Genomic DNA, 23,930 nt, shown 5'->3' on the forward strand with positions numbered 1-23,930 from the left:
TTTCTCCTTTGGTTAAATTGTTCCTGTAAAAATCCTGCCTTTAGGAAGCATCTCCTGCCAGTGCATATATCATAGCATGAAACGGTTCCAATGAATCCCATATAAATCGGTTATTATCAATCGCTTCTTCTCCGCAATCAATAATTTCAGTATGTCTATGAATGGAATTAACTGCTGCAATCACAGGTTTTCTCAAATCAGTCTTTACTTTATCTAAAAAACCACTCACTTTGACTGACAACTTGTCTACAAATACATGGGCAATAATTTCTATGGCTAAGGAATGAACTGAAATTTGTAAAGGTTTATGAAATCTTCTCCTATATTCTTTCAATATGTGCTTTGCCAGCAAATAGGAACCACAAGAGGGCTCTAAAAGAAACTGATACAATGCCTGATCTGCCTTTATTCTCACCACTCTATCTTCGTATTGTATTCCTATATTGTTATATTCTCCAGTAAAGTTATCCATACTTTGCTCCTTTAGTAGTGCTCTTACAAGCTTATACATACCATTCAACATAATATCATACCATTTTTTCAACCTAAGGTAAACTATATATTTGAATCAGGAAAAAATATCAAAAACCTGCTAAGAATGATTCAGTCTCCAAATTCCTCTGTCTTATAGCTTCATAAAACATAACAGTTGCTGCACAACCTACATTAAAAGATGTTGCTGCGGCCTCTTCTGCCATAGGAATCGTAGCCAGTTTATCACTGCATTCTTTATAAACTCTTGACAAACCATCCGTTTCATTTCCAAGAAAAAACATAATTGGTCCTGTCAAATTCAACTTGTAAATCGGAAACTCTTTATGAGCTGTTGTTCCTATGGTGTTAAAACCTGGAAACTTACCTTTTAATTCAGAAATAAATGCAAGTACACTCTGATTATCTGTCATTCTTATGACAGGAATGCGAAAAAATGACCCCATTGAGGATGTAATTACTTCCGGGTCATAAAGGTCAACACCATGCCCTGTTAGAATTAGCCCTTCCACTCCAAGAGCATCGCAGGAACGAATAATCGTTCCTAAATTCCCTCTATTGGAGGGTCTGTCAAAAAGAGCAAGCATTGGATTTTTTGATAGTTGAAATTCCGCAGCATTATCCTCTCTCATTCTGACAATTGCCAATAATTCCGAGGTATCTTCTTTATCACTTAATTCTTTCATTAAATTGAGTGGAAGCTGATAATTAACCACTGTGCTTGTGGTATTCAAAATCTGCTGTGCCCAGATGGACAGTTCTTTTTCATTTGTATATAAAAAGGAACAAATATCCCAGTTATTCTTTATGGCAGAATTAATATTCTTAACCCCTTCCACAAAAAACTCCTTATATTTATACCTTTTATTGCGATTTGATTTTAAGACTTCAAACTTCTGGTATGCCGCATTTTTTTTATATATTCTTTCATTTCTCATTGTAAACCTTCTCTCACTATTTTTATAGGTACTCATTATGAAACGACCGCTTTTCATCAAAGCTTACCTATATATTACTTAATAATCAAGAAGGTTTCAATTAAAAATATATATAATATGTTTTTCTTTTCATATGGTAGGAATTATTCATTCCTCTCAAGAAAATATAAGAAAAACCGTCACGTTTCACCTAAGGTTATACGTAACGGTTTCATTCCATACCTATAATTGTTTCAATAACTCTGCTGCCAGTCTGACCTCTTCTAGATCCGTTCTAAACATTTGATACTCATTACATGTTGCAAATCCCATGTTAACTTGTTTGTTTCTATACTCCATGCTGCTGTTTCGTACTTTTTTGCCTGACATGTGATACGACTTTATCTTTGTATCATGCCATAATTCTTTAATGATGGGTTTACTCACACCACCTGCTGCAATGATATGAATTTTATCACCGGCCTTCTCTTCCAATTTTTTCAGAAGTTCCCTTCCCTCCAGAGCCGTATTTTTTTGCCCGGAAGTAAGTACTGCTTCAATTCCTAAAGCAATGACTTCTTCCAAGACTCGCTCTGGCTCCTGGCAAACATCAAAGGCACGATGAAAGGTAACCGGCATAAGACCAGCCTCTTCTACCAATATCTCCATCCTCTGTTTATCCAGTGTACCGTCTGTATTGAGACACCCTACTGATATTCCGTCTGCACCGAGATTTAAAAACATCTTAACTTCCTGCTTCATTACTTCAAATTCATAGTCGGTGTAATAAAAATCTCCGAATCTTGGACGTATGAGTACATTTATTTTTAAATCTGTGTACTTTCTAATCTGCTGAAATAAAGCGACAGAAGGCGTAAGACCTCCAATCATTAATCCAGAGCAAACTTCCAGTCGGTTTGCATTACCTTTAGAAGCTGCAAGAGCAGACTCTACAGAGTCCACACAACATTCCAATATATAATTCTCCAAAGTAATAAAAATCCTTTCCCTGAAATAATACTATAAGCTTTAACCGTCTCAGACAAACCTTTATTCGATACAATATACTCTGGCTATAGGGGCCTTCTCCTTTTTCCACTTAGGCAGTTCCAGTAAATATCCGGTATCTGTTTTTTTGAAGTCCACTTCTTCTCCTGAATCCAGCATATAGATTCTTGAAACTTTTCCTTCATACGGAATTATCACCTGAGAAGGCACTTCATCTGTGTCTTTCTCAAATGTTTCCAAAGCAAATATCTTATCCTGCTTTTTCGTAAAGGCAATACCATTCTTTTTGTATGGAGCACATACCCTCGTTCCGTAAATAGCCTCGCCATATACCTTTAACCATTCACCAAGTCCCAGTAATGACTTAACAGCACCCTGGGGCAGCCTGCCGTCCGGCTGGGGTCCTACATTGATAGCCAGATTTCCTCCCTTGGCTACAATATCTATTAAAAGTCCTGCCACCTCTCTGGGTGATTTATAAGTATCTTCATAAGCAAAAGAAAAAGAGGTTCCTAGGGTTATACAGCTTTCCCAAGGTATCCCTAATGGTTCATCCGGCACACACTGCTCCGGTGTGACATAATTTTCATAGGCCCCTCCTACTGTTCTGTCTGCACATAACATACCAGGTTGGAACTTTCTAATCTTCTCAATGATTTCTCCAAGCCTTATATCCTGTTTGTTTTCTTTGCATACCCAGCCTGCATCAAACCACATAATATCTATTTGTCCATACTTAGAGCCAAGTTCCAATATCTGATTTTGTGTAAACTCCACAAAACGTTCCCATTCTTTAGGGTTTTCTGATGTATCATAGGAAGGACCTCTATATTGATAATTGCCTCTGTCAAACCTTTCACTCCAATAACTGTCAATATGCCAGTCAGCCTTTGAAAAATAAGCTGCTATCCCTATATCTCTTTTACGGAAGGATTCAAATAAATGAGAGCAAATATCCGCATAACGGTGAGTATGAAAAGGACAGTCAGGTGATGTGGTCTTGTACTCAGAATACTTAGAATCCCACATACAAAAACCATCATGGTGCTTAGTAGTAAAAACCAGATACTTTATACCTGCCTCTTTCGCTATCTCTGCCCACTTTTCCGGCTCAAAACGTATTGGATTAAAGGTTTTATTCAAATCAAAATACTGCTTTTTGAATTCTTCACCACTAACATCCCAATCAATACAATTTCTTGACCAATAAGCATCTGCATCGCTTAAAGCCCATGACTCCACAATTCCAATCTGAGAATAAGGTCCCCAATGCATCATCAGTGCAAGTTTTTGATCCTTAAACCACTCTAGCTTTTGTACCACCTTATCATCTGCGGGCCATACATAACTATCTGCACTACTGTAATTATGAACTCCCTCCTGTATCATTTCTTCTGTCCCGACTTTCTGAAGAGATACAGCCTCTTCTTCCTCATCTATAGGTAACACTTCTGCTTCTCTATCCCTATTATCTTCTATTGTATCTTTTATTTGCTTTTCTGCTGATTGCTTTATTGTCTCGCCTGCCATCCTTAAACTCCCAACTGTGTGCTTCTATTTTCTTTTCTATCTGACAGTTCAGTTCCTGCCAGCTTTCTTTTAACAGGAACTAAACTGCAATACTCTCTAATAATTATTTTAGTGCATCTACACGTATCTGAATATATTCCTTTAGGTTTAATTTATCAAGTTGTAATAAATAACCCTCCCAGTCAGCATCAATATCGGACTGTCCCGAAATCCACTCTGCCATTTTCTGATCAAGATAATTAGTAATTGATGTCTGATAGTCTGATAACGTGGATGTATTATCCTGTGATACCCAATATGTAGGAACCGTTTCCGCTGTTAAGTATGGTGTATATTGCTCATCTACAATAGGTTTTTCCTGAAAACTTACTACATCTTCCTTAAAACGGAAGCCAGAAGGTAAATACTTTGGTAATGATTGTGGCCAAAGATTTGACCAGTTGTACAAGGTCTGTTCATCACTTGATAAAGTGGTAAGGTCAATCTGGCGATAGGTATTGTCATCATTCTTAAATACTACTTTGTCTAGGGGACCACCGTTAATTTGTATAGAATTTTCAAGTTCCATTACATTATCCCACCATCTGCATATAACAGCCGGATCTTTAGCATTGTCAGTAACAACTACCTGATTTTTATAGACGGTTGTTCCATAAGAACTCTTTAACCAGACCGGAGTGGAACCATCTTCAGCACTCAATACGGGAAGGGGGTCCCAATCCGGTGTCTGCCCTGCATCATAAGGCATAATATCACCACTTGCATACATCATGGATACACCATAGAGATCTTGTGCTCCTTTTGCTTTCCACTGACTCTTATCCTGGGTAAACATTTCCGGATCTATTAAGCCTTCTTCATATAAGCTGTTTAAGAACTTGATACCATTTTTAAATTCTTCTGTATTGGCACCAAAGGTAAGTTGACCATCCTTCATGGTAAATCCATACTTATCAAGAGACATTCCAAACCAGCCGGTAAGATAACCTATATGCTTGTTATCAGGATCAAAGGAAAAAGGTATTTCGTCATTAGGATTTCCATTACCATTGGCGTCCTGTGTCTTAAAAGCCCTTAAAACATTTCTTAATTCTTCTGTGGTTTTAGGCATTTCCAGTCCTAGATTTTTAAGCCATCTTGTATTTATATAGGGATTAAAGTCCACTAAAGGTGCTTCGGTTACATAAGGAATAGAATAAATATGTCCGTCAGGAGCTGTCATTGTATCCCTAACACCTTCCAGATTCAGAATTGCCGTAATATTTGGACAATATTTTTCAAAGTATTCTTCTAAGGGAATAAAAGTCCCCATATCAACACCATAATTTAGGATATCGGTATCCGTAATAGTCCAGCCACCGATACTATCTGCATAATCACCAGAACTTAAATCCAGACTGTACTTCTCTTTTGCAATCTCATAAGGATAATTCTTTAAATCCACCGTAATTCCTGTCTGCTTCTCTAATTCATCCATCATATAGTATTTTCCGGTTTCACTGGAATCGTCTACAAAGAGTGAAAAAGTATAATCTCCTGCATCTACGATGGGTAACCCTTTTTCATACATTACACCGTTAACTTTCCCAGACTCGTCAACCACCGCTTCTTTGTCTGTATCTGTCTTACCGCCTGCGACTGTATCTTTGTCAGGCGTATTTCTTGTGGAGCATCCTGATAACGCCGTCATGATACTCAATGTTCCTGCAAGTATCAATGCTACTACTTTTTTGTTTTTCATAACAACATCCTCCTAAATAGTTTAATTTATACCTAAGTCAATTTTAACCTAAGTCAGTTTTTGACCTACGTAACTTTGACTTTAAGCAGCTTAATTATTATCAACCTTTTACCGAACCTATCATAACACCTTTAACAAAATGCTTTTGTACCAATGGGTATAGAATCAGAACCGGTATACTGGACACTATAATCAAAGAGTATTTCATCAATTCCGTAAGCTGGCGTTTTTCTTCCAAAGCCGCCTGCTGGGCTGCGGTGGCTACGGTTTGGGCAAGCTGACTTTCATTTTGTACCAATATGGAACGCAGAACCAGCTGTAGAGGAAATTTTACATCTGTCTTGATGTAAAGTAAGGCAGAAAAATAGGAATTCCAATGTCCGACACCGTAATACAAAACCATAATAGCGATAATGGCGCTGGATAATGGCAATGCAATCTTAAAGAAAAATTGTGTCTGCCCACAACCATCAATTTCTGCTGCTTCATATAATTCCTGGGATATATTGGCTTTAAAAAAAGTTCTCGCCACAATCATGTTGTACACACCAAGAGCTCCTGGAAGAATTAAGGACCACATGGAATCTAACAAATGAAGGTTTTTAACAACCAAATATGTAGGTATCATACCGCCGCTGACAAACATGGTGAGCATATAAAAGAATGTTACAAATTTTTTGCCACTGAACTTATCCCTTGACAAGGCATAAGCTGTTGGCAGGGTAACCACCAGATTTATCAGTACGCCACAAAAGGTATAAAATACGGAATTCAGAAAGCCGGTAATTACTTTACTATTTTTAAATACCTCCGTATAACCTTTTATGGACAACCCAACCGGCCAGAATACGACCTGTCCGCCGGCCACGGCTTTGGGATCACTGATGGATGATATCACAATAAAATAAAGTGGATAAGCTACTATAATAAAAATGGAAGTTAACACAACAAAAAGAACTATGTCATAGATTAAATCTGCTCGTGTTCGTTTCGTTTTTTGTTTTCTTTTTTTCATAATTCATTCATACCTATTGCTTACCATGACTGTGTATTTCAACACTTTAACTCCAGACACGGTACTGCCACTATCCAATATCTAAGATATTTTCTTTGGCTGAAAGAAGTTTTGTGTGGCATCCTTCCTATCAGTATTTTCCTCCAGCCTTTTATTAAGAAATTCCTTTAAACCATATTGTCCGATTCTTACCAGAGACTAATTCCTGACAACTTATCGGATATTTTATTTACAGCTATTAAAAGCAGTGCATTGACAGCTGAATTAAACAAACCAATAGCAGTTGAATAGGATACACTATTTTCGATTAAACCAACTTGGTATACATATGTAGAAATAACCTGTGATACACTTAAGTTCAAATCATTCTGTAATAGAAATACCTTCTCAAAGCCAACGGATAATATACTCCCGCAATTAAGTATTAGTAAAATAGTTGCTGTGGGAATAATACTTGGGAAGTCTATATAACGAACGATCTGGAACTTACTGGCTCCATCCATAACGGCAGCTTCATGAAGCTCAGGACTAACAGAGGACAGTGCTGCAAAGTATATAACAGAACTCCAGCCCATACCCTGCCAGATTCCCGACCAAACGTATATGTGTCTCCAATAATTCTTGACTCCCATAAAATTAACAGCTTTCCCACCAAAAAGCTCTATAATATTGTTAATAATTCCCACACTGGGTGATAAAAACAAGAGCAGCATACCACACATTACTACAGTTGATATAAAGTTCGGTGCATAAGCTACGGTTTGTATTATCTTTTTATACTTTTTATGTCGGAAGGAGTTTACTAATAAAGCAAATATAATGGGAATAGGAAATCCTGCAATTAATGAGTAGACGCTGAGAATCAGTGTGTTTTTAATGGTACTGGCAAAATAGGGCGAGTTGAAAAACCTCATGAAATGTTTTAATCCAACCCAGTTACTGTCCCAAAATCCAAGTTTCGGATTATAATTACGAAATGCTATCTGCACTCCATATAAAGGCACATAACTAAATATAAATGTAATAATAATACCGGGAAGAACAAATAACCATAATGGATAATCCCGCTTTAGTGTGTGTAGGAAATTCTTTTTTTGTATCAGATTTTTACGGTTCTTACTTTCTTGTTTTATCATAGAATCCAACCTCATTCTTTTTGTTAGTGATTAATCATATTAATATGGTTTTAACATTTGTTAATATATTATCTCATTTTTATCATTTTGTCAATTACATTTGCTAAAAAATAACGAAATATTATGTAATTAACCGGGAACTTTTATGTATTTTATCTCATGATTCAGGCGCGAAAGTTAGCTTTTTGTTTAACAAATATTAAATTACTTTCAAACCTCTCTTTTTATTGGTGATTTTTTTAGTTAAATAAATTTTTTAACATTCCAGTAATATTACACCCATCAGCTAATTTTTCATTAATATTGTGATAAAAGCCAGCAAAAAACGTACCTGTTTCTTGACGGAATGTAAGGTAAATGTTATAATCAAATAGTTTCTAACCATATATTTCATGAAGTTGTATTTGATTATATATAATCAAATAATATAATCAAAATATGCTACCTTGAATAAAAAAGAAGAGTTGCCAGAATCAATATTACTGACAACTCTTTAATTAAATAAGTTTACTTTTCTTTGCGTCTTCTCATCAATTCTTTAAATTTTTCTTTTGAATTGAATTCTATTCCAAGATCCTCTTCTAGCATTTCGATATCCACTTGTATTTCAGTTACAATGTTTTCTTGTAATTCCTGCAATTCAGAATATATTCCGGAAATATTTCTATTACATTCATTTATTGTATTTATCGAATCAGATGCTTTGGATTCAATGATACACTCTATTCTTTCAATTCTATCTGACAATGATTCCAATTCCTCCAGAATGTCCTCTTTTATTTTGATTATGAACTCCAAGCGATTCCCATATGTGTGGTTCATTCTTTTTAAATTGCTTTGAATTCTTTTATTACACTTTCTATAGTATTTTACGATCTGTTTTTTCTTTATATCTAAGTTACTAAAATCAGTTTGTTTTACATCAATGATTTTATATAAGTATTGAATCAAAGCTTCTTTTTTTTCTGAACTTTTCTCAGAAACATACTCATTACACCAATCGTCATAATTGGTTTCTAGTAAATCAAGTTCAAAAAACCCCCCACGAATATTCAATTCGATTTTGTTTTTAGTAATGTATGCATTAATTGTTTCTTGAATAGAAGCTTTTAGCTTAGAGTATTCCAGATTATATGAATCCTCCACTTTTTGAAGTTTAGGTTCAAATTTAAATCCTATTTCTTTAATATAGTGTTTTTCTTTTGCTGAATTATTATTATCTATTTGCGTCTGTGGTTCCATCATAAATTCAAGAGGTACAGTATGTTTAATTGCTTTTTTCTTTTCATCTTTACTGATATACCCTTTTGTTCTTCCGGAAAATGCTTGAAATGAAATTACTGCAAAACATATATCTCTATATGAATCCAAAGAAGTCATACATGACGTGCTAAAGATTTCATTCAATCTTCTCAACATGATATATTCATTTTTTCTTTCATATAATTTATTAGATATGCTGTTTGACATATATGAAAGATATAATCCAACGATAAATAAAAAAGCTGCATATACTGTAGCTATAACAAATGTATCACCTTTATCATCTAGTTTATTGTAGTACACAAAGCACCCTATAGTTACTCCAATAGTAACAAGTGCAGTAACCATTCTATATAATTTTTCTGATAAGCTAAATATTTTAAATTTCATTTTCTCCCCCCTATATGAATACAGTTTGTTATTGCTTTATAATACCGAAAGTGAATTTTAAATGCAATTTGATATTGACAAGGTCATTATCTAATGATATGTAGTTAAATCCAGTGATGCATATAGTTCAAATCTTTCTTTTCCTTTCATGAGACCTCCGTAGCTATAGGTAAGTAATTATATAATATTACTAAAATAATAATATATTATTACTGTCAAATCCGCTTAAGAACTTTTTTAATAGCACTAATATATCCCGGTTTATATATCTGCATTCCTTTTTCTTTGACTCTGCCATATGTATCAGAAGTCCAACCCATATGTTTCATAAATTCATCTGAAATCGCATCCCTTAGAGCAGTTAGTTCTGTTTCTGTTAAATCATGCGAAGCTGAAACCACTACAACATTCTGATTGCTTAAATTATTGCTATCTTTATTTGGACGCATATCTATTGTAAGAGTTGTTTGCTCTTTTAATAGAGAATTCTCTCGCTTGAGCTTCTTGTTTTCTGCTATAAGCATACCAACGAGAGCTCGTGTAGTTGGATCTGATACACTTGCTAAGATATCATCATTTATTGTTGATGTTTTTTCTTTCTTTGGCTTTTTTGTAGTGGTATTAGAATAGACAGCCCAAAGATTTATTAATGCTCGATAATCACCGGCATTCTTGTTTCGTAACCCCTGTTCACTGGGACCGCATTCATCAGCAATAAGCCTAGCAATTGTGCCTAATGAAAAATCTTTTACATTTGACTCTGATTGCTTTCTGCAAGTGTCATGTATCAATTCCAATGTTTTCTTTTTTCGTGTTGATGCATTCTCATAAAGCTGTGAGAATAGTTCATCAGGATGCATATTAACCATCTTATTAACCTCCAATTCTGTTATTGTGTTCTGGTCTGTTAAAAGAAGAGCCTGTGTCTATAAACAATGGTGCCTCGTTTATTTTTATGGATTTTATTTCGTCAATAAACTCATTCTTAAATCCGATTTCTTCAAGCTTTTTACGACCAACAGCATACGGAATGGAATCCTTCAGACCACCTGCACGGCTCATTAAAATCCTCATAAACTGATTTCCTGCAATAAGCTGTTCCTCATCCGACAGTGAGAACATAACCGGCTTCTTGCCGTTATTTACGAGTGTTAAATCTATGATTTGTGACCTTTGAAGAACTGCCTTACTTGCATCCGTCTCAGGATACAGTTCTACACCGTTACATATGATTTGAAGCTGTTCAAGTTCATGTTCCGCATTATTGATATTTAACCCAACATCAGTAATAGAGCCAACCGGCACAAGCTGAACATTATCTTTTGAAGGCGTATCTTTAATTATCTTCATGCATTTATCTACAAGACGAAGGGTGGCATTATAATCATTGGCAAGTTTATCGTTCTTCTGTATTTCTTGTGCATAAAGTTGCTCATATTTTAGTAACTCATGCTGTTTGGTAAATACATTCCCATTAAGCTCACATTCAAACTTTTGATTTTCGATTAACTCAATCTCATTCTGATAATTAATAACCCTTTTCCCGATTTCGCCCATATTGTAACCGATGACGTTGAAGTGATTTACCAGCCCGGGAAGGAAAGCAGGACCCGTAACAAACCATCTACATCTTACACAGTTCTGCTCAGGAAATCCCGGTACTGGTCCATAAGTAGTTTTATCAGTATCATCATTTACATATGTGCCACCGGAATCGCATCCAAAACAGCCTTTTGGACAAATACCTTTATCACTGATAACAATACTTGCACCTGATTTTTGTGCATTAATAACTGCTTGATAAGCAATTGGATCATTTGTAGCAACACTTGTTTCCAGCTGTTCATACTTAGCATCTCTAAGAAACCTACCAAATACTTCTTTGTCATTTTCCAAGATTTTTTTCTCGCCTTGATTCATTTTATCTGTTACATACGAAATACCAGCCTTTGTGTAATAGAGTGTCATAACAAGTCTTGCATGACCTGCGATAGCCTTGGAAAGAATCGGCATGGGTACTCCGCCTTCAAGTGCATATGCGGTTATTAAGGAAACTCTCAATGAGTGAAGCGGATAGTATGTAGTTCTTTTACTGTTTGGATTTACAAATTGCAATGAGCTTTCTTTTTCAGCATTTACGTTTGATTTTAAGCTTTCCTCTAGTTTAGCAAGTGTTTTGTACCAAAACCGTTTTAAACTATCCGTGGCAATAGGTAAATGTTCCTGCGTTGGAATTGTAGGATTTCTAAAAATAAAAGTTGCTGTTCCCATCTGTTTTAGGATTTTTATATCTTTAGTTGCCCCAAGATGAGTTGCAGTTAACTCTGTCCAAGGTGTAGGTTTGGAAATAGGATTATATTTTTGCTGCCAATCTCTAAGTTTCGCAAGCCAATACTGAACTTCTTCATATTGCCAAGGAATTTCATAACCCTTATCGGATTCATCCTTATTTATATCTGCTGTTTTATTGGTATTGATGAAAAAACCTGTCATTACCATTTGCGTTGTCCGGTCTTTGAACTTCCTTAAAACGCCTCTTTCAAAAGGATTGTTTTTAGTACCTTTACTTAAACGTGAATCATTTTTAACCCATTGACCATGCATGTTTCTTACGGGCTGTACATACTTGAAAGTATCCATTTCACCGCTGTCCAGCATCCTTACTTGATATGTTCTAAGTGGTAATAAAAGTTTTGTAAGTAATGCTACAGAAGGACCGGGAAACCATAGTTCGTATACCATCTCTGGAAGACTTTTATTATCTCTTTCATATTTTGATGTTTCTCTATACCTAAAAACACAATCAGAGTCAGTTTTATCGATTCTTGATTCATCAACAACAAACCAACACCCACCATGAGCTGGTGAATCAGTTACTTCCTGTGCAAACTTCCAATCTCTAAAGCAAGTAGCGTCAGGAGGGCATAGTATATTGCGGAGGTCTTTTATATATCTGTATGGCAGAACATTTTTATCTGATTCATTACGATTAGAGTTTTTCACTGAGTCGGGAAGGTACTTCGTGAAAGGGTTATGAAATTCGGCAAGTGTAAGTTTATTTCCGAAATCATCTTCAACAGAGAACTTTTCTTCAAGTATCCAATCCACAAAAGCAACCAGTTTTTTTGCACTCTTGATTGCACCAGACTGACTTTTATTAGAGGCAAATAAAATATCATAAAAATCAGGAACAACATATTCTTTTGAAAGATATTCTTGAACAGAACTGGTTATTTCATAAGGAATAAGATATTCCTTGAAAAATTTAGACAACGCCTGTAATGCATTACCTTTATTTCTTACAATAGTTTTTATCCATTCTTCAGCCAGTTCTTTCCACTCCGTAAGGCTGTTATCATATTGAAGAACCCATTCAAAGCTTTCATTAATTGATGTTCCATGCTTCCTAAGTTCAAGCTCTCGCTTGGCAGCCTTTTTTCTAAGAAGTTCTAACTTCATCTTTTCATTTGGACTCAATTCATCTTCATTAAAAGTCCCATCGGAGTTAAACGTTCTGAACCATCTTCTGATTGTATAGGAGGATATTCCATATTCTCGCTCAATATCAGCGAATGTTTTCCCTTCGCAGAGTAGAGTTATCATTTTGTATTTAAAAGAATTATCATATGCCATCTATTTTCTCCTGAATAAGTATTTATTTCTTAAGTTGTTTTCTTCGTCAAACCATACATCTATTTCCGTTTGCATTGGAAGAACAAAACCATTATCTAATGAAGCTGTTGCATTATTCAACGAATCTGTAACCTCTTCAACAGTTGGCTCTGTATATACATCCTGTGATTTTTCGGATTTGTGATGCATTGCCCTTTGCTTAATTATACTATCTATACCGGCTTTCTTTAGTCTCTGTCCATAAGCGTGTCTGTGCCCGTGTGGCGTTGTGCCATAGCTCTTTCCGACCACTAAACCAATCTTTTCTACAGCCTTTTCATGGGATTCTCTCTGTGTTCTTAAAGGCATCATTTCACCTTTATATTGAGGGGAGTGAGATACGAAGGCAAATGGATGAGTATCCTTTATACCATCACGAAGCCTCTTTGCCATATATATTTTCCATACATACATAAATATGTAGCCCCATTCCTTTGAAAGCCAGTATACATGCATATACTTATCTTCGTCATTATCAAGTCGTGGTTCTTTCCATCCCGCAAACCTTTTATCCTTTGCGGAATACTTATTTCGAGGTAATAGGCCATATTTCAAGAGAAGATAACTTTCTCTATCTGTAACATATTTGCCAGTATTAGGGTTCTTAAAATCGTAAGGAGCTTTTCCTTCACTAGGATGATAAATTCGAACAACAGCTAAATTTGAGTCTTCTGGATCAGGAAATACATCCTGAACCCATAGATGAAACACTTCACTATGTCTAAGTCCACCACCATGCATAAGTATAGTAATGGCAATATCACGCCAGTTATGGCTGTCTATAATGCCTAATTCATCGTTCCTTCTTATGTTTTTAAATCCTTCCCAAAGCAAATTATGTATCTGGTTCTCAGGGAAATCTTTTGTATTTCCTCTTGATGAACAAGGTTTTCTTCTTTTGACAACATTACGAGCTTGTTTTGCAGTTTCTGAAATTTCATGAACATCATCTAAATGTCCTAAAAATGAATGTTGGCTCTTGTTGATTTGAGCCATCCAATTTAGCCTTTCTTCATACCTTGTTGCTTCTCTCCAAGGATTTAGCTGAACTGCACCATATTCGTTATATAACCAGTCTGAAAATCCATTTAAAGCTGATAGTAGCATATTTGCTGTTTCAACTCTTTTAGGGAGCCAATATAAACCAGACGGATCTAATCCATCCTCATTAATAGTTCCTGAATAAATGGATTCAGTGAATATTTCAAAGAAATCCTTGGCAGAAGTGTAGTTTTCTTGGTTTGATTCAATATAATCAAGCAATAAGCCTACAGCTTGTACCAATTTGTTATGCCAAGTTCTACTCTTGATTTTATTCTTTAATTGATATTTATGTAACTGTTCTAGTACCTGAGTATCACTATTGTGTTCAATCAGAATTGTAGGTAGGTCAATACTCCTTGCTGAATTATCTCTATATGTTTTTGTAGCTATTTGTACATGTCTCATTGTTATACCGCCTATACATAAATATAGTTAGATTATAATATTATATAATTTACCATATATAGTATTAACTTACAACAATAAAAAAGAAACTATATCGTTAAATATAGTATCTTTTTAGTAGTTTTATTATATAATTTTAACCTTATATAACCATTTAGAAAAGGTACGTTTTTGTACGAAGTATACTATTCTTTCATGTGACTTAATAACAGTTCTCCTATCCCAACATGGTAGCCTGCCATACCAAAGATACCGGACAGATTTTCATCCGCCACTATAGCGAGCGGTAACTGCTTATCAGCAATACCAAAAGCTTCGTAGATGTCTTCCAACGAATCGGACTCTGTTTTAATACGTGTTTTTACAAAAGGTAATATACTCAATGCCTTTTGAAAGGTTATATTACTTCTGTCTGCCTGCTTATTAAGAATTGCAAGTATTTCTACCTTTCTTTTGTGAATCAGTTCTTTCGCATCCATTAATTCGTTTAACAAATGCTCCGTGGGCTCCCTGCCCAAATCCAACCAGATAACAAGGGATTTTTGCTTCAACTCTTTTGAAAGGTAAGTTAGCTCTTCGGTTTCCATATAGAGTTTTCTATTTTTTAAGGCTATACGGTTCTGAGCCTTTCTCTTCTCGTTTATCAAAAGAGCAAGACTCTTATTTTCACCTTCCCGTAAAACCAAACTATATAGCAAGGCATCCACACTGCCATCTGATTCCCGGTTTACCGTCATAACCCGGTAATTACCTGGCCGCAGTTCATATGTTATCTGTTTCTCCCAGGGATTACCAGCAAGTTCTAAATCACGAAAGACCCCGTCCTCCATACGAGCAATGGAATAATTCTTGTAATAAAGGAAGGTGACCTCCGAATTACTTTCCAAAGTCAGATTTGCTTTTTTATTGGGTTCCTGCTCTTTCTCTGTATTTACGGAATGCCAAAGATTATCTTTAAAATATTCAACTGATAAATACAGGGACTCCATTCTTGCCGGAATTCCTAACGTTCTTAGTATAGTAACAAAGGCAATCTTTTTTGTCAGATTACTGCCTGCCGCCAGAGTCAGAGCATTATCCGCAGATGCACTTAAACTTGCATACTCCAACTCCTCAAAAGTACCTATTTTATCTCGGATATAGTCAAAAAGTTTATTTGGATTACTTCGAAATTCTTCCTTTTCTTCTTTCGAAAAACGTTCCATCAGTTTTTTTCTATGGGCAGTTAATTTTTCATAAGAAACCCTAGGACATAAGACATAGGGAATAAAAACATCTTTTTTGAAATTATTTTTATACGGCATTGCCCCTAGCAAAAAATCCTTCAATTCCTCTGCCTTAACATCGGTTAAGTCTTTCCTGCTTAAACTCTCCAAAAGTGCAAGTTTATATCCTGTATATATCCTTGTCTCTTCTTCCTCAAGAAAAGCAGTTATTTGCTCGTGATTCCCTCTTGAATGTATTAAAATCTGTTTCAGTCTCGCCTGCTTTGCAATACTATTCTTTGCAAGAGCTTCCTTTTGTTTTTGACTGTAACTGTTATCATAATCCTCAATATAAACTTTCGCTTTCTCTTGATTAAAAAAGGTATCTTCGTATGCTTTACGTATAATGCCGGCTTTACCTGTTCTTATACTTTGTACCGTCTCCTGTCCTGTAAAAGGTGGATTTTCTGTTACTCTACCCATAGGAGGCTTCATTGTCAGTTCAAAAGGTCTTACTTCTTCACGGAAACTTCCTAAGGTTATCTTAACCTCATCTTCTAATCTTACATCTATTTTACAAAAGCCGTATTCTGATTCATTATGCGCATAGATACATAAATCTCCAAGCCCGGTTTCTAAGAAGGCACATCCTAACTCATCTGTTGTTACGGAGGTTAAGGGATAAAATGCTGCAAAGTTAACGACCTCAAAACGTACCTCAACTCCATTTGCATAACTTCCATCCCGGTTAAAGACCTGCACTTTAATCTCCTTGGTTTTTGCATAGCGAGAGGTTATGTTTAATTCTGTCAATCGTTCATTACAGGAACCAATGGTCTTTTCCATGGTAAAGGGCGAAAAGATACGGCTATGGATGAACATTGCCCTAGAGGCAGGCTGTACAAACCAGCCCTTGTTAAGTCTATCCTCCGGTTCGCAGGCTCCAAGGTATTTCCACTCCCCCTCAATATATACTTCCACCCATGCATGATTGTCATCACAATGGGCCCAGCGTGGTACATAACATTGCCTTGCAGGAATACCTACACTCCGTAAAGCTGCTACAGCAAGAACCGATTCCTCTCCGCATCTGCCATATGTATTACGTATAACAGAAAGCGGGGACAGAGTTCTGATATCCGAAGACTGGTACGTAGCCTTTTCATAGCACCAATAATTTACCTCAAGCACTGCCTTTTCCAAACTTTTTTCCTTTATTCTCGGGTAGATTTCATGAAAAAAGCTTTCACTATAAAACTCTATGTCTTCATTATTAATACGGTATTGTAAAACATAATTCAGAAAAACAAAAGTATCCAGTGTTTTCACCCAGTATAACCTTTCGCGTATTCCCAATGCATGTCTGACAAATCGCAGAAATAATTCTCCATTATAATTCGCAAGGTCACTTAGGGGCATATAAGCATAGAGAAATTTCATACAAATCTCTTCTTCTCCCTTGCAATCAGATAGTATTTGAAACAGATCTTCTTTGCTTCTTGCAAGTTGCCTAATCTTTTCAAAATCTTTCTCAATTCTATTCCGTTCTTCCTTCGTCATCAGCATATTAACTCCCATCTACGCCCTTATGCATCAGGCCCCTATCACGACCGACTCCTTACAAAAGTCCGCCCATCACTTAAGATGGACAATTCTCGTTTTCCATCCTTACTCGGACAGGAAATCTCAAATGTGTTTTTAGTAATTTCCACCACCGGCTCAATGGTGTATTTCCAATCGCCTTTAAGCAAACATAAGTCTGTAGTAAAGCAGCCATTGTGGTCGTAATATTCGTGCGCGTTGTAATATAGCCTACGAAGCTCCCATTTATCATATTCGTCCTGGGGTATGGAATAAACCTCCTGCTCCTCAGTAAAAAACACAAAACCCCAAAGTTCCGGATAATGGATGTTGATTACCCCTTCAGGTGCCCATACCCAGTTATCTTCCGGATAGGGCTGGCCGGTAGCTGGATTTATTTTTTTCTGATATTGCTGCTCTTTTGTTACCTCCACCTTCCATTGTACTCTTGAAAAGTTAATACGATAATATTCTCCTGGCTCAGGTCGCCTTTTGTCAGCAGCACATTCTATAAGTGACTCAAAAGGCATTACGACTTCAATCATCCACCTTTTGTTTTTAGCAGCCGGATTGTTCAGCTCTCCATCTATCTTAACTGCACTCTTAAGTCCTTTTATATCAAAGCTGTTAACCGCCTTCCCCATATCCCGATACGGTTTTGTTAATAATAAGTCCCAGACTGTATTTTTAGCATTCATTTCAAACTCATAATAGCAATGTGTATCTGAATCGGGATCAACAAAAATTTCAAAATCATTATCCTGAAATATGATAGAATCCCGTTCCTCAAGAGTCGCCCATATCTCATCCCCTTCAAGAATTGCTCCAAAATAGAGATTCATATCATCCCAAAGCATCTTTGCCTTAGTGGAAAATCTCGGTTTCCCCTTAAATGACCCTTCGATATCTAAGAATTCTTCTGTAAATTGAGCCGGTGCCCAAAACTCCTTCTCCACATTACCATCTAATACAAAAGGTTCAACTGCTCTTCTGCATTGATATATCGGAGGAGTAAACTCTATCATTGTCTTTGGTATTCTCATCTGCTTATTCATATTATCTCCCATTACATGCCAAAACTTTTTTTATATTTTATTCTACAGGGACATCCAGCTCTTTTCTCATATATCCTGTCAAGGTATTTGTTAAATCACAGCAGTATTCCCAATACATCATTCCGTACAACTTCTGCTCCCTTACATATTCTGCTTTTGCCCCGATAGATTCTTCATCATCATAGCTGATAAAATGCTCTCCGTTAAATAGGTACGGTGCCTTTGCTTCCTCGTCCCAATACCGGATATATCCATTTTTATTTATGTATTCTGCGGCCAGTGTATGATAATTTGGTCCATAACCACCCGTGGTCTGAGCCATTTGATGCAGTCCATTGCTAACGTCTTTAACACCTCTCCATTCTCTGGAATAAAAAGCCGCACCAATTACAAGCTTCTCTTTTGGTACACCAGCTGCTAAAAAGCACTCTACTGCTTTTTTCGTACTAGCGTTGAATAAGTCTGCCTCATTCCCATACAAATTCGTATGATGTCCCGTCAATGTCTGAAAACCGCCTCTTAAATCATAGGTCATAAGCTGTACATAATCTACATATTCCGCAACCTTATCCATCTGAGTATTTCTAGTAAAGTATTCATCTCCTCCAACTGCTGTTGTAACTAGATAATTCTTTTCTGTTAAAGTGTCTAAGGTCTCCCTTAACTGCTTAAGCAGTAAGGTATAGTTTTCCTTGTCACTTTTATCAGCCGCTATTCCAGCAACACTAAAGCACGGATATTCCCAATCTATATCAATACCATCTAAATCATATGTTTCCATTAATTCTTTAGCCGAATCTGCAAGTTTCACCCGATTTTCCTTCGTTCTAGCAGCCTCTGAAAAGCCCCCTGCACTCCAGCCCCCCACAGAGAGCACTAATTTCAAATCAGGATTTAGCTGTCGTAAACGTTTTAAAGCCGGCTTACATTCGCTATGATTCCACACAATACTTCCGTCTATAATATGTCCAAAAGCTATATTTATCACATCTAAACTCTTTGCATCCTCATCAGTTACTGTATTCAAGTCCTTTGTACCAACATACCCAATTAATTGAAACACAATTACTCTACCTCCATTCCAAACCTTTTACTTTGTCATATATGTATGTAGAAATCTAACCGTTCTCACAGATGTTCTGTTCTTGTTATTTACTGTTTTTCAACCCTTCTTATCTCTTAAAAAATCTCCGTACCAGTTGATAACATCTTGCAGTCTATACAATTCTGATTCTTTGCTGCAAGTACGCCAAACCTCTTTGAAATCCATAAACCAATTTTCTAGGTCTGCTGCCAGTATAGCAGGGGTTTTATCCAGAGAGGAACTCATTTTGTAGTCATTACAGCAGATAAAGGCACCAATTTCATTCCAGACAGCCATTCCCTCCATCGCTACCAGATATGGTTTAATAAGCCTTCTTTTTTCTTTATCCAAACATATCAATTTTTTATATAATTCTGATTTTATCAATTGTAAACTTTTATTTTTTTCCTCTGCTTTTGCCAGCCTATCCTGATCTGCAAACTCCGTCTTGCCGAATTCTTTGTATACAACCACTTCTCTCCAATCAAAATACATCTGTTTCGCTGCTTCCCCAGTCAAACCTACGAAACTTTCGGAGCTGTCTTCGTACTCCAGTCGGGATATCTGGCGGTTTATTTCATCAAAATCAAGCATTCTATTGTTCCAGGAAAAAGATGCCCCATAAATGATACCAGGTGTCGAAAATTCAGGATGGTTAATATGACCAAAATCCCCCCAATCGGTGTTCAGAACACCTAGTGCCTCATATTTGTGGGCATATGTACACATTCTCTTAATGTTTTCATAGCAGTTTTCATGGAGATTGATAAATTGATTCCACCCGCCTACACCGGGGCAGACATACTGAACCGCTCCTGCCTGGTAGAGTGCCTTTGTTTCCATTTCAGACTGCTCAGAGGAATATCCCCAATTCAAACAAATTACCTCTTTGGGCAATTCCTTAATAGCTTTCGGAAATCCTGCAATAACATCACCCCAGAACATAGGGCGGCTCCCAAGTTCTAACACATACTCGCAAAGCTTCTTTACATAAGCAATGTACATTTCTTGAATTCCAACCCTATCCGCAAGAGGCTTACTTTTGCCTTTCCCTAAGTCAAAGGTCTCATCTGCACAGATATTAAATTGCTTTGACCTGAATAATGGCAGGAATTCACCAATCAGTTTTTTGGAAAAAGCAAGACTTTCCTCATTAGACACATCCAGTGTATGATGTGCCATGCGGTTAAAGAAGGAGAACTCTTCCTGGTCTTCCTCTGGGCATTCACATAAGTGTTCATAACTTTTACTTCTTAACGCCTTATACAAATGTCCAAAGGTTGATAAAGAAGGTACCAGCTCAATGCCAAGTCTTGCACAATATGCATCCAGTTCGAGGATTTCTTCCCCGGTAAGCGGAGTATCATCCCGCCAGATTTCACTAAAATCCTGAAATAAATAACTATGCTCTACATAAAGCTGCAACTGATTAATTTTATAATAACTAAGCTTATCTGCCAGTTTCTTCAGACTTTCAAGACTCGGAACTCTACCCCTTGTTATGTCATGATAAACTCCGCGATTTAAAATAGCAGGATAGTCTCTTATTATACAATACGGAAGAACTCCACCCTTTTGAGAAACCATCTGTCTTAAGGTTTGAATTCCATAGAGTATACCCTTTTCACTTCCTCCAATAATCGAAACACCGTGTTCGTTGATGTTTAGAAGATATTCTTCTAAAGCCAACTCTTCATTCATACCTATTATTATATCCTGATTAGATTCTACTCCTCGAAACAACTTTAAAGAATACCCCAAATGTTTTTCTAAGTCTCTTTGAAGTAATTTTACATAATAGAATATCTTTTCTGAGTTCTCTGTCTTTATTACAATCTTACTTTTATAGGTCAGAATAAACTGATCTTCCTTTATGTCCATTTCTCTTGGCATTGGCAATATATACATAATAGCTCCCATCCGTGTGCTCTTAACATACTTAGATTACACCTGCACACATACATTATCAGGGCGACAATTGTTACACCCATTTTGCAACTATAAGAATCTGTTTATATTATTGTTATTTCCTCCTGATGCAGCAACCCCTCTCCATCGTGAAGATGTAACTGAAACACACTGCTTTCCATAACAAATTGCATGTTAGCATTCCAGCAAGAAAATGACTCTGCCTTTAGTTCAAGGGTACATTCCTTTGTCATACCTGCCGGTATCCATATCTTTTTGAAGGCCTTTAATTCCTTTACTCTCCGTACGGTATCAGAACACATTTGGCGAAGGTAAACCTGCAAAACACTATAGCCGTCCATTTTACCAGTATTAGTGGCACAGACATGTATCTTTATTCCCTGCTTCTCTATCCCGGTTTTTGAAAAGGTAAACTGTTTATTCGGTGCTGCTTTTGCTTTTTTCTTCTCATTTGCCCCTTCTACTCTTATGTTATGGTAGGAGAAATTTGTGTAACTCTTTCCATAACCAAAAGAATAGAGGGGTGTTTTTTCAACATCATAATAATCCATGGCACGATAGGAGGATTTATAATTGTAGTAAACCGGAATCTGTCCGCAATGTCTTGGAAGCGACACCGGCAGACAGCCGGAAGGAGAGATTTTTCCAAATAAAATTTCTGCAATCGCTTCTCCACCTTTTATCCCCGGATAAAAACTGCAAAGCAAGGCATCCGCCCCCTCAGAAATTTCTGTTAATGCATAGGGTCTTCCCTGTATACTTATGGCTATAACAGGCTTTCCAAGCAAGAACATTTCTTTTGCCAATTGAATCTGCAAGCCAGGAAGACTTAAATCGGAAGCATCTACACCTTCTCCGCAATCCATAGTGACTTTTTCCCCTGATTTCGCTGCACCATTGGAATCAAAAATAACTTTCCCAAACCGGCTGGAAGAACCCCCTAAAACCATAACGATGACATCGCTCTGTCTGGCAATCGAAACTGCTTCTGCAATTTCGTCTTCTTCCTTGTCCATTAAGCCACAGCCTTTTGCATAGACTACTTCAACATGATGTCCTGTTTCATAGCCGTATTCTTCAACCATCTTCTGTATTCCTTTTAACACCGTTACCCCATCCTCTTTTGAAACAGGAGGCGTATAATCCCCTAGTTGGTGGTATATTTCGTCACTGTTAGGACCGATAACAGCAAGTGTTTTAATTTCTTTGAAAGCAAGCGGCAAAAGTCCTGTTTTATTTTCCAGCAATACAACAGATTCTCTTGCAAGCTGAAGACTTTCTTTATAGGTATCATAATGATAGGTTGTGTAGTGACTACTCTCCTCTATATATGGCTTTTCAAAAAGTCCCCGTTCATATTTCATGGTAAGTACTCTCAATACAGCCCTATCCAGTTCCTTTTCCAAGGCAGGTTCACGTGCTATAGCCTGACTCAGTTTTCCAAAGGCATCATCCCATAATCCGATGTCAACACCGGAGCGTAACGCTAACGCACTAGAGGATACATTATCACCTGTCATACTATCTAACTGGTCTATCGCAACTCCGTCTGCCATAACAACACCTTGAAATCCCATTTCGTTTCTTAATATCTCCTTTAAGAGCATAGAATTTCCATGGCAGGGAACACCATCTATCTCATTATAAGCCGCCATAACTCCCTGCACGCCTTCCTCACAACAAGCCTTCATAGCCGGTAGATGAATTTCTCTAAGCTCCCGTTCTCCAATTCTGGCCGCACTTGCATTGATACCGCCCGTTCCTTCTCCCTGGGCGCAAAAATGCTTTGCTACAACAGCAACCTGCTCACTTTGAACTCCCCTTACTAACGCTTTTGCAAATTCTGCTGCCAGGTAAGGATCCTCACCATAACACTCTTCACTTCTTCCCCATCTAGGATCTCTTAGAATATCAAGTGCGGATATCAATGCCATGTCTACACCCATTTCTCTCATTTGCTTACCGCATACCCTATAAGCCTTCTCCACAAGAGAAGGATGAAAAGTTGCTCCCATTGCTAAATTAACCGGCAATAAATAACCGTGCAGTGCCTGGTGTCCGTGGGGACATTCAGAACTTAAAAGCATGGGGATGCCAAGCCTTGAATGTTCAATAACATAACGCTGTATCTGATTATATGCTTTCGTCGCTAACGGACCGTCAAGTCCGGTGCTATAATCTTTTTGTGACCAGGGATCAGCACGGTATAATCCGTACAAAACTCCCAACCCTCCAAATCTTCTTACTTCCTCCTTAAACTCCTCAGAAAGGACAATTTCATCCTCACCAGAATCCTGACCGGCTACTCGTTCATAAATCCGAAAACCGTAAAGCCTTTGGTTTACCTGACCAATTTTTTCATCCAGCGTCATTTGGGAGAGTAAGTATTCTGCTTTTTCTTGTACCAATAAATCATTGCTGCTTCCTGACTTCACATCCAATCCTTTCTTCGTATACCTTTCA

General features: G+C 37.0%; 16 protein-coding genes. All 16 read right to left on the reverse strand.

The genetic code is table 11. From position 1 onward, the window contains the following. Positions 1 to 40 precede the first annotated feature (40 nt). Positions 41 to 472, reverse strand: a complete 432-nt coding sequence (locus acsn021_RS13105) for a hypothetical protein (protein ID WP_184088446.1) — start codon at positions 470 to 472, stop codon at positions 41 to 43. A 109-nt stretch (positions 473 to 581) separates the two neighbouring features. Beyond that, a complete protein-coding gene (locus acsn021_RS13110; protein WP_184088444.1) occupies positions 582 to 1,430 on the reverse strand; it encodes a TrmH family RNA methyltransferase in 849 nt (282 codons plus the stop codon). 222 nt (positions 1,431 to 1,652) lie between these two features. Beyond that, complete coding sequence (locus acsn021_RS13115) at positions 1,653 to 2,399, reverse strand: copper homeostasis protein CutC (protein WP_184088442.1); 747 nt, start codon at positions 2,397 to 2,399, stop codon at positions 1,653 to 1,655. Between the two features lie 60 nt (positions 2,400 to 2,459). Then, on the reverse strand, positions 2,460 to 3,947 hold the full coding sequence (locus acsn021_RS13120; RefSeq protein ID WP_243167735.1) for an alpha-L-fucosidase: 1,488 nt from the start codon (positions 3,945 to 3,947) through the stop codon (positions 2,460 to 2,462). Between the two features lie 103 nt (positions 3,948 to 4,050). After that, positions 4,051 to 5,688 (reverse strand): extracellular solute-binding protein, encoded by a 1,638-nt coding sequence (locus acsn021_RS13125; RefSeq protein ID WP_184088439.1) that lies wholly within the window; start codon positions 5,686 to 5,688, stop codon positions 4,051 to 4,053. A 100-nt stretch (positions 5,689 to 5,788) separates the two neighbouring features. Further along, positions 5,789 to 6,703, reverse strand: coding sequence for a carbohydrate ABC transporter permease (locus acsn021_RS13130; RefSeq protein WP_184088436.1), 915 nt, complete (start codon positions 6,701 to 6,703; stop codon positions 5,789 to 5,791). Positions 6,704 to 6,891: 188 nt separating this feature from the next. After that, positions 6,892 to 7,839 carry an ABC transporter permease gene (locus acsn021_RS13135; protein ID WP_184088433.1) on the reverse strand — a complete coding sequence of 316 codons (948 nt, stop codon included), beginning with the start codon at positions 7,837 to 7,839 and terminating at the stop codon, positions 6,892 to 6,894. A 507-nt stretch (positions 7,840 to 8,346) separates the two neighbouring features. After that, positions 8,347 to 9,492, reverse strand: a complete 1,146-nt coding sequence (locus acsn021_RS13140; RefSeq protein WP_184088430.1) for a hypothetical protein — start codon at positions 9,490 to 9,492, stop codon at positions 8,347 to 8,349. A gap of 215 nt (positions 9,493 to 9,707) precedes the next feature. Next, a complete protein-coding gene (gene gmtX, locus acsn021_RS13145) occupies positions 9,708 to 10,361 on the reverse strand; it encodes a gamma-mobile-trio protein GmtX (protein WP_184088427.1) in 654 nt (217 codons plus the stop codon). A gap of 4 nt (positions 10,362 to 10,365) precedes the next feature. Continuing rightward, the gene (gmtZ, locus tag acsn021_RS13150) at positions 10,366 to 13,125 is read right to left on the reverse strand and encodes a gamma-mobile-trio integrase GmtZ (RefSeq protein ID WP_184088425.1); all 2,760 of its coding nucleotides are present in this window, start codon (positions 13,123 to 13,125) and stop codon (positions 10,366 to 10,368) included. Then, complete coding sequence (gmtY, locus tag acsn021_RS13155; RefSeq protein ID WP_184088424.1) at positions 13,126 to 14,613, reverse strand: gamma-mobile-trio recombinase GmtY; 1,488 nt, start codon at positions 14,611 to 14,613, stop codon at positions 13,126 to 13,128. A gap of 185 nt (positions 14,614 to 14,798) precedes the next feature. After that, positions 14,799 to 17,384, reverse strand: coding sequence for a transglutaminase domain-containing protein (locus acsn021_RS13160; protein ID WP_184088422.1), 2,586 nt, complete (start codon positions 17,382 to 17,384; stop codon positions 14,799 to 14,801). A 38-nt stretch (positions 17,385 to 17,422) separates the two neighbouring features. Beyond that, the gene (locus tag acsn021_RS13165; protein ID WP_184088420.1) at positions 17,423 to 18,454 is read right to left on the reverse strand and encodes a carbohydrate-binding family 9-like protein; all 1,032 of its coding nucleotides are present in this window, start codon (positions 18,452 to 18,454) and stop codon (positions 17,423 to 17,425) included. Between the two features lie 37 nt (positions 18,455 to 18,491). Continuing rightward, complete coding sequence (locus acsn021_RS13170) at positions 18,492 to 19,517, reverse strand: glycoside hydrolase family 18 protein (protein WP_184088418.1); 1,026 nt, start codon at positions 19,515 to 19,517, stop codon at positions 18,492 to 18,494. Between the two features lie 99 nt (positions 19,518 to 19,616). Then, complete coding sequence (locus acsn021_RS13175; RefSeq protein ID WP_184088416.1) at positions 19,617 to 21,446, reverse strand: beta-N-acetylhexosaminidase; 1,830 nt, start codon at positions 21,444 to 21,446, stop codon at positions 19,617 to 19,619. Between the two features lie 104 nt (positions 21,447 to 21,550). Beyond that, complete coding sequence (locus acsn021_RS13180) at positions 21,551 to 23,902, reverse strand: glycoside hydrolase family 3 N-terminal domain-containing protein (protein ID WP_243182294.1); 2,352 nt, start codon at positions 23,900 to 23,902, stop codon at positions 21,551 to 21,553. Positions 23,903 to 23,930: the final 28 nt, after the last annotated feature.

The sequence above is a fragment of the Anaerocolumna cellulosilytica genome (assembly GCF_014218335.1).
In the GTDB taxonomy this organism is placed as follows: domain Bacteria; phylum Bacillota; class Clostridia; order Lachnospirales; family Lachnospiraceae; genus Anaerocolumna; species Anaerocolumna cellulosilytica.

What these genes read in the sequence shown, in the direction of transcription:
- acsn021_RS13105 (WP_184088446.1), bottom strand. Translation starts at nt 472, where the DNA reads ATGGATAACTTTACTGGAGAATATAACAATATAGGAATACAATACGAA.
- acsn021_RS13110 (WP_184088444.1), bottom strand. Translation starts at nt 1,430, where the DNA reads ATGAGAAATGAAAGAATATATAAAAAAAATGCGGCATACCAGAAGTTT.
- acsn021_RS13120 (WP_243167735.1), bottom strand. Translation starts at nt 3,947, where the DNA reads ATGGCAGGCGAGACAATAAAGCAATCAGCAGAAAAGCAAATAAAAGAT.
- acsn021_RS13125 (WP_184088439.1), bottom strand. Translation starts at nt 5,688, where the DNA reads ATGAAAAACAAAAAAGTAGTAGCATTGATACTTGCAGGAACATTGAGT.
- acsn021_RS13130 (WP_184088436.1), bottom strand. Translation starts at nt 6,703, where the DNA reads ATGAAAAAAAGAAAACAAAAAACGAAACGAACACGAGCAGATTTAATC.
- acsn021_RS13135 (WP_184088433.1), bottom strand. Translation starts at nt 7,839, where the DNA reads ATGATAAAACAAGAAAGTAAGAACCGTAAAAATCTGATACAAAAAAAG.
- acsn021_RS13140 (WP_184088430.1), bottom strand. Translation starts at nt 9,492, where the DNA reads ATGAAATTTAAAATATTTAGCTTATCAGAAAAATTATATAGAATGGTT.
- gmtX (WP_184088427.1), bottom strand. Translation starts at nt 10,361, where the DNA reads ATGGTTAATATGCATCCTGATGAACTATTCTCACAGCTTTATGAGAAT.
- gmtZ (WP_184088425.1), bottom strand. Translation starts at nt 13,125, where the DNA reads ATGGCATATGATAATTCTTTTAAATACAAAATGATAACTCTACTCTGC.
- gmtY (WP_184088424.1), bottom strand. Translation starts at nt 14,613, where the DNA reads ATGAGACATGTACAAATAGCTACAAAAACATATAGAGATAATTCAGCA.
- acsn021_RS13160 (WP_184088422.1), bottom strand. Translation starts at nt 17,384, where the DNA reads ATGCTGATGACGAAGGAAGAACGGAATAGAATTGAGAAAGATTTTGAA.
- acsn021_RS13165 (WP_184088420.1), bottom strand. Translation starts at nt 18,454, where the DNA reads ATGAATAAGCAGATGAGAATACCAAAGACAATGATAGAGTTTACTCCT.
- acsn021_RS13175 (WP_184088416.1), bottom strand. Translation starts at nt 21,446, where the DNA reads ATGTATATATTGCCAATGCCAAGAGAAATGGACATAAAGGAAGATCAG.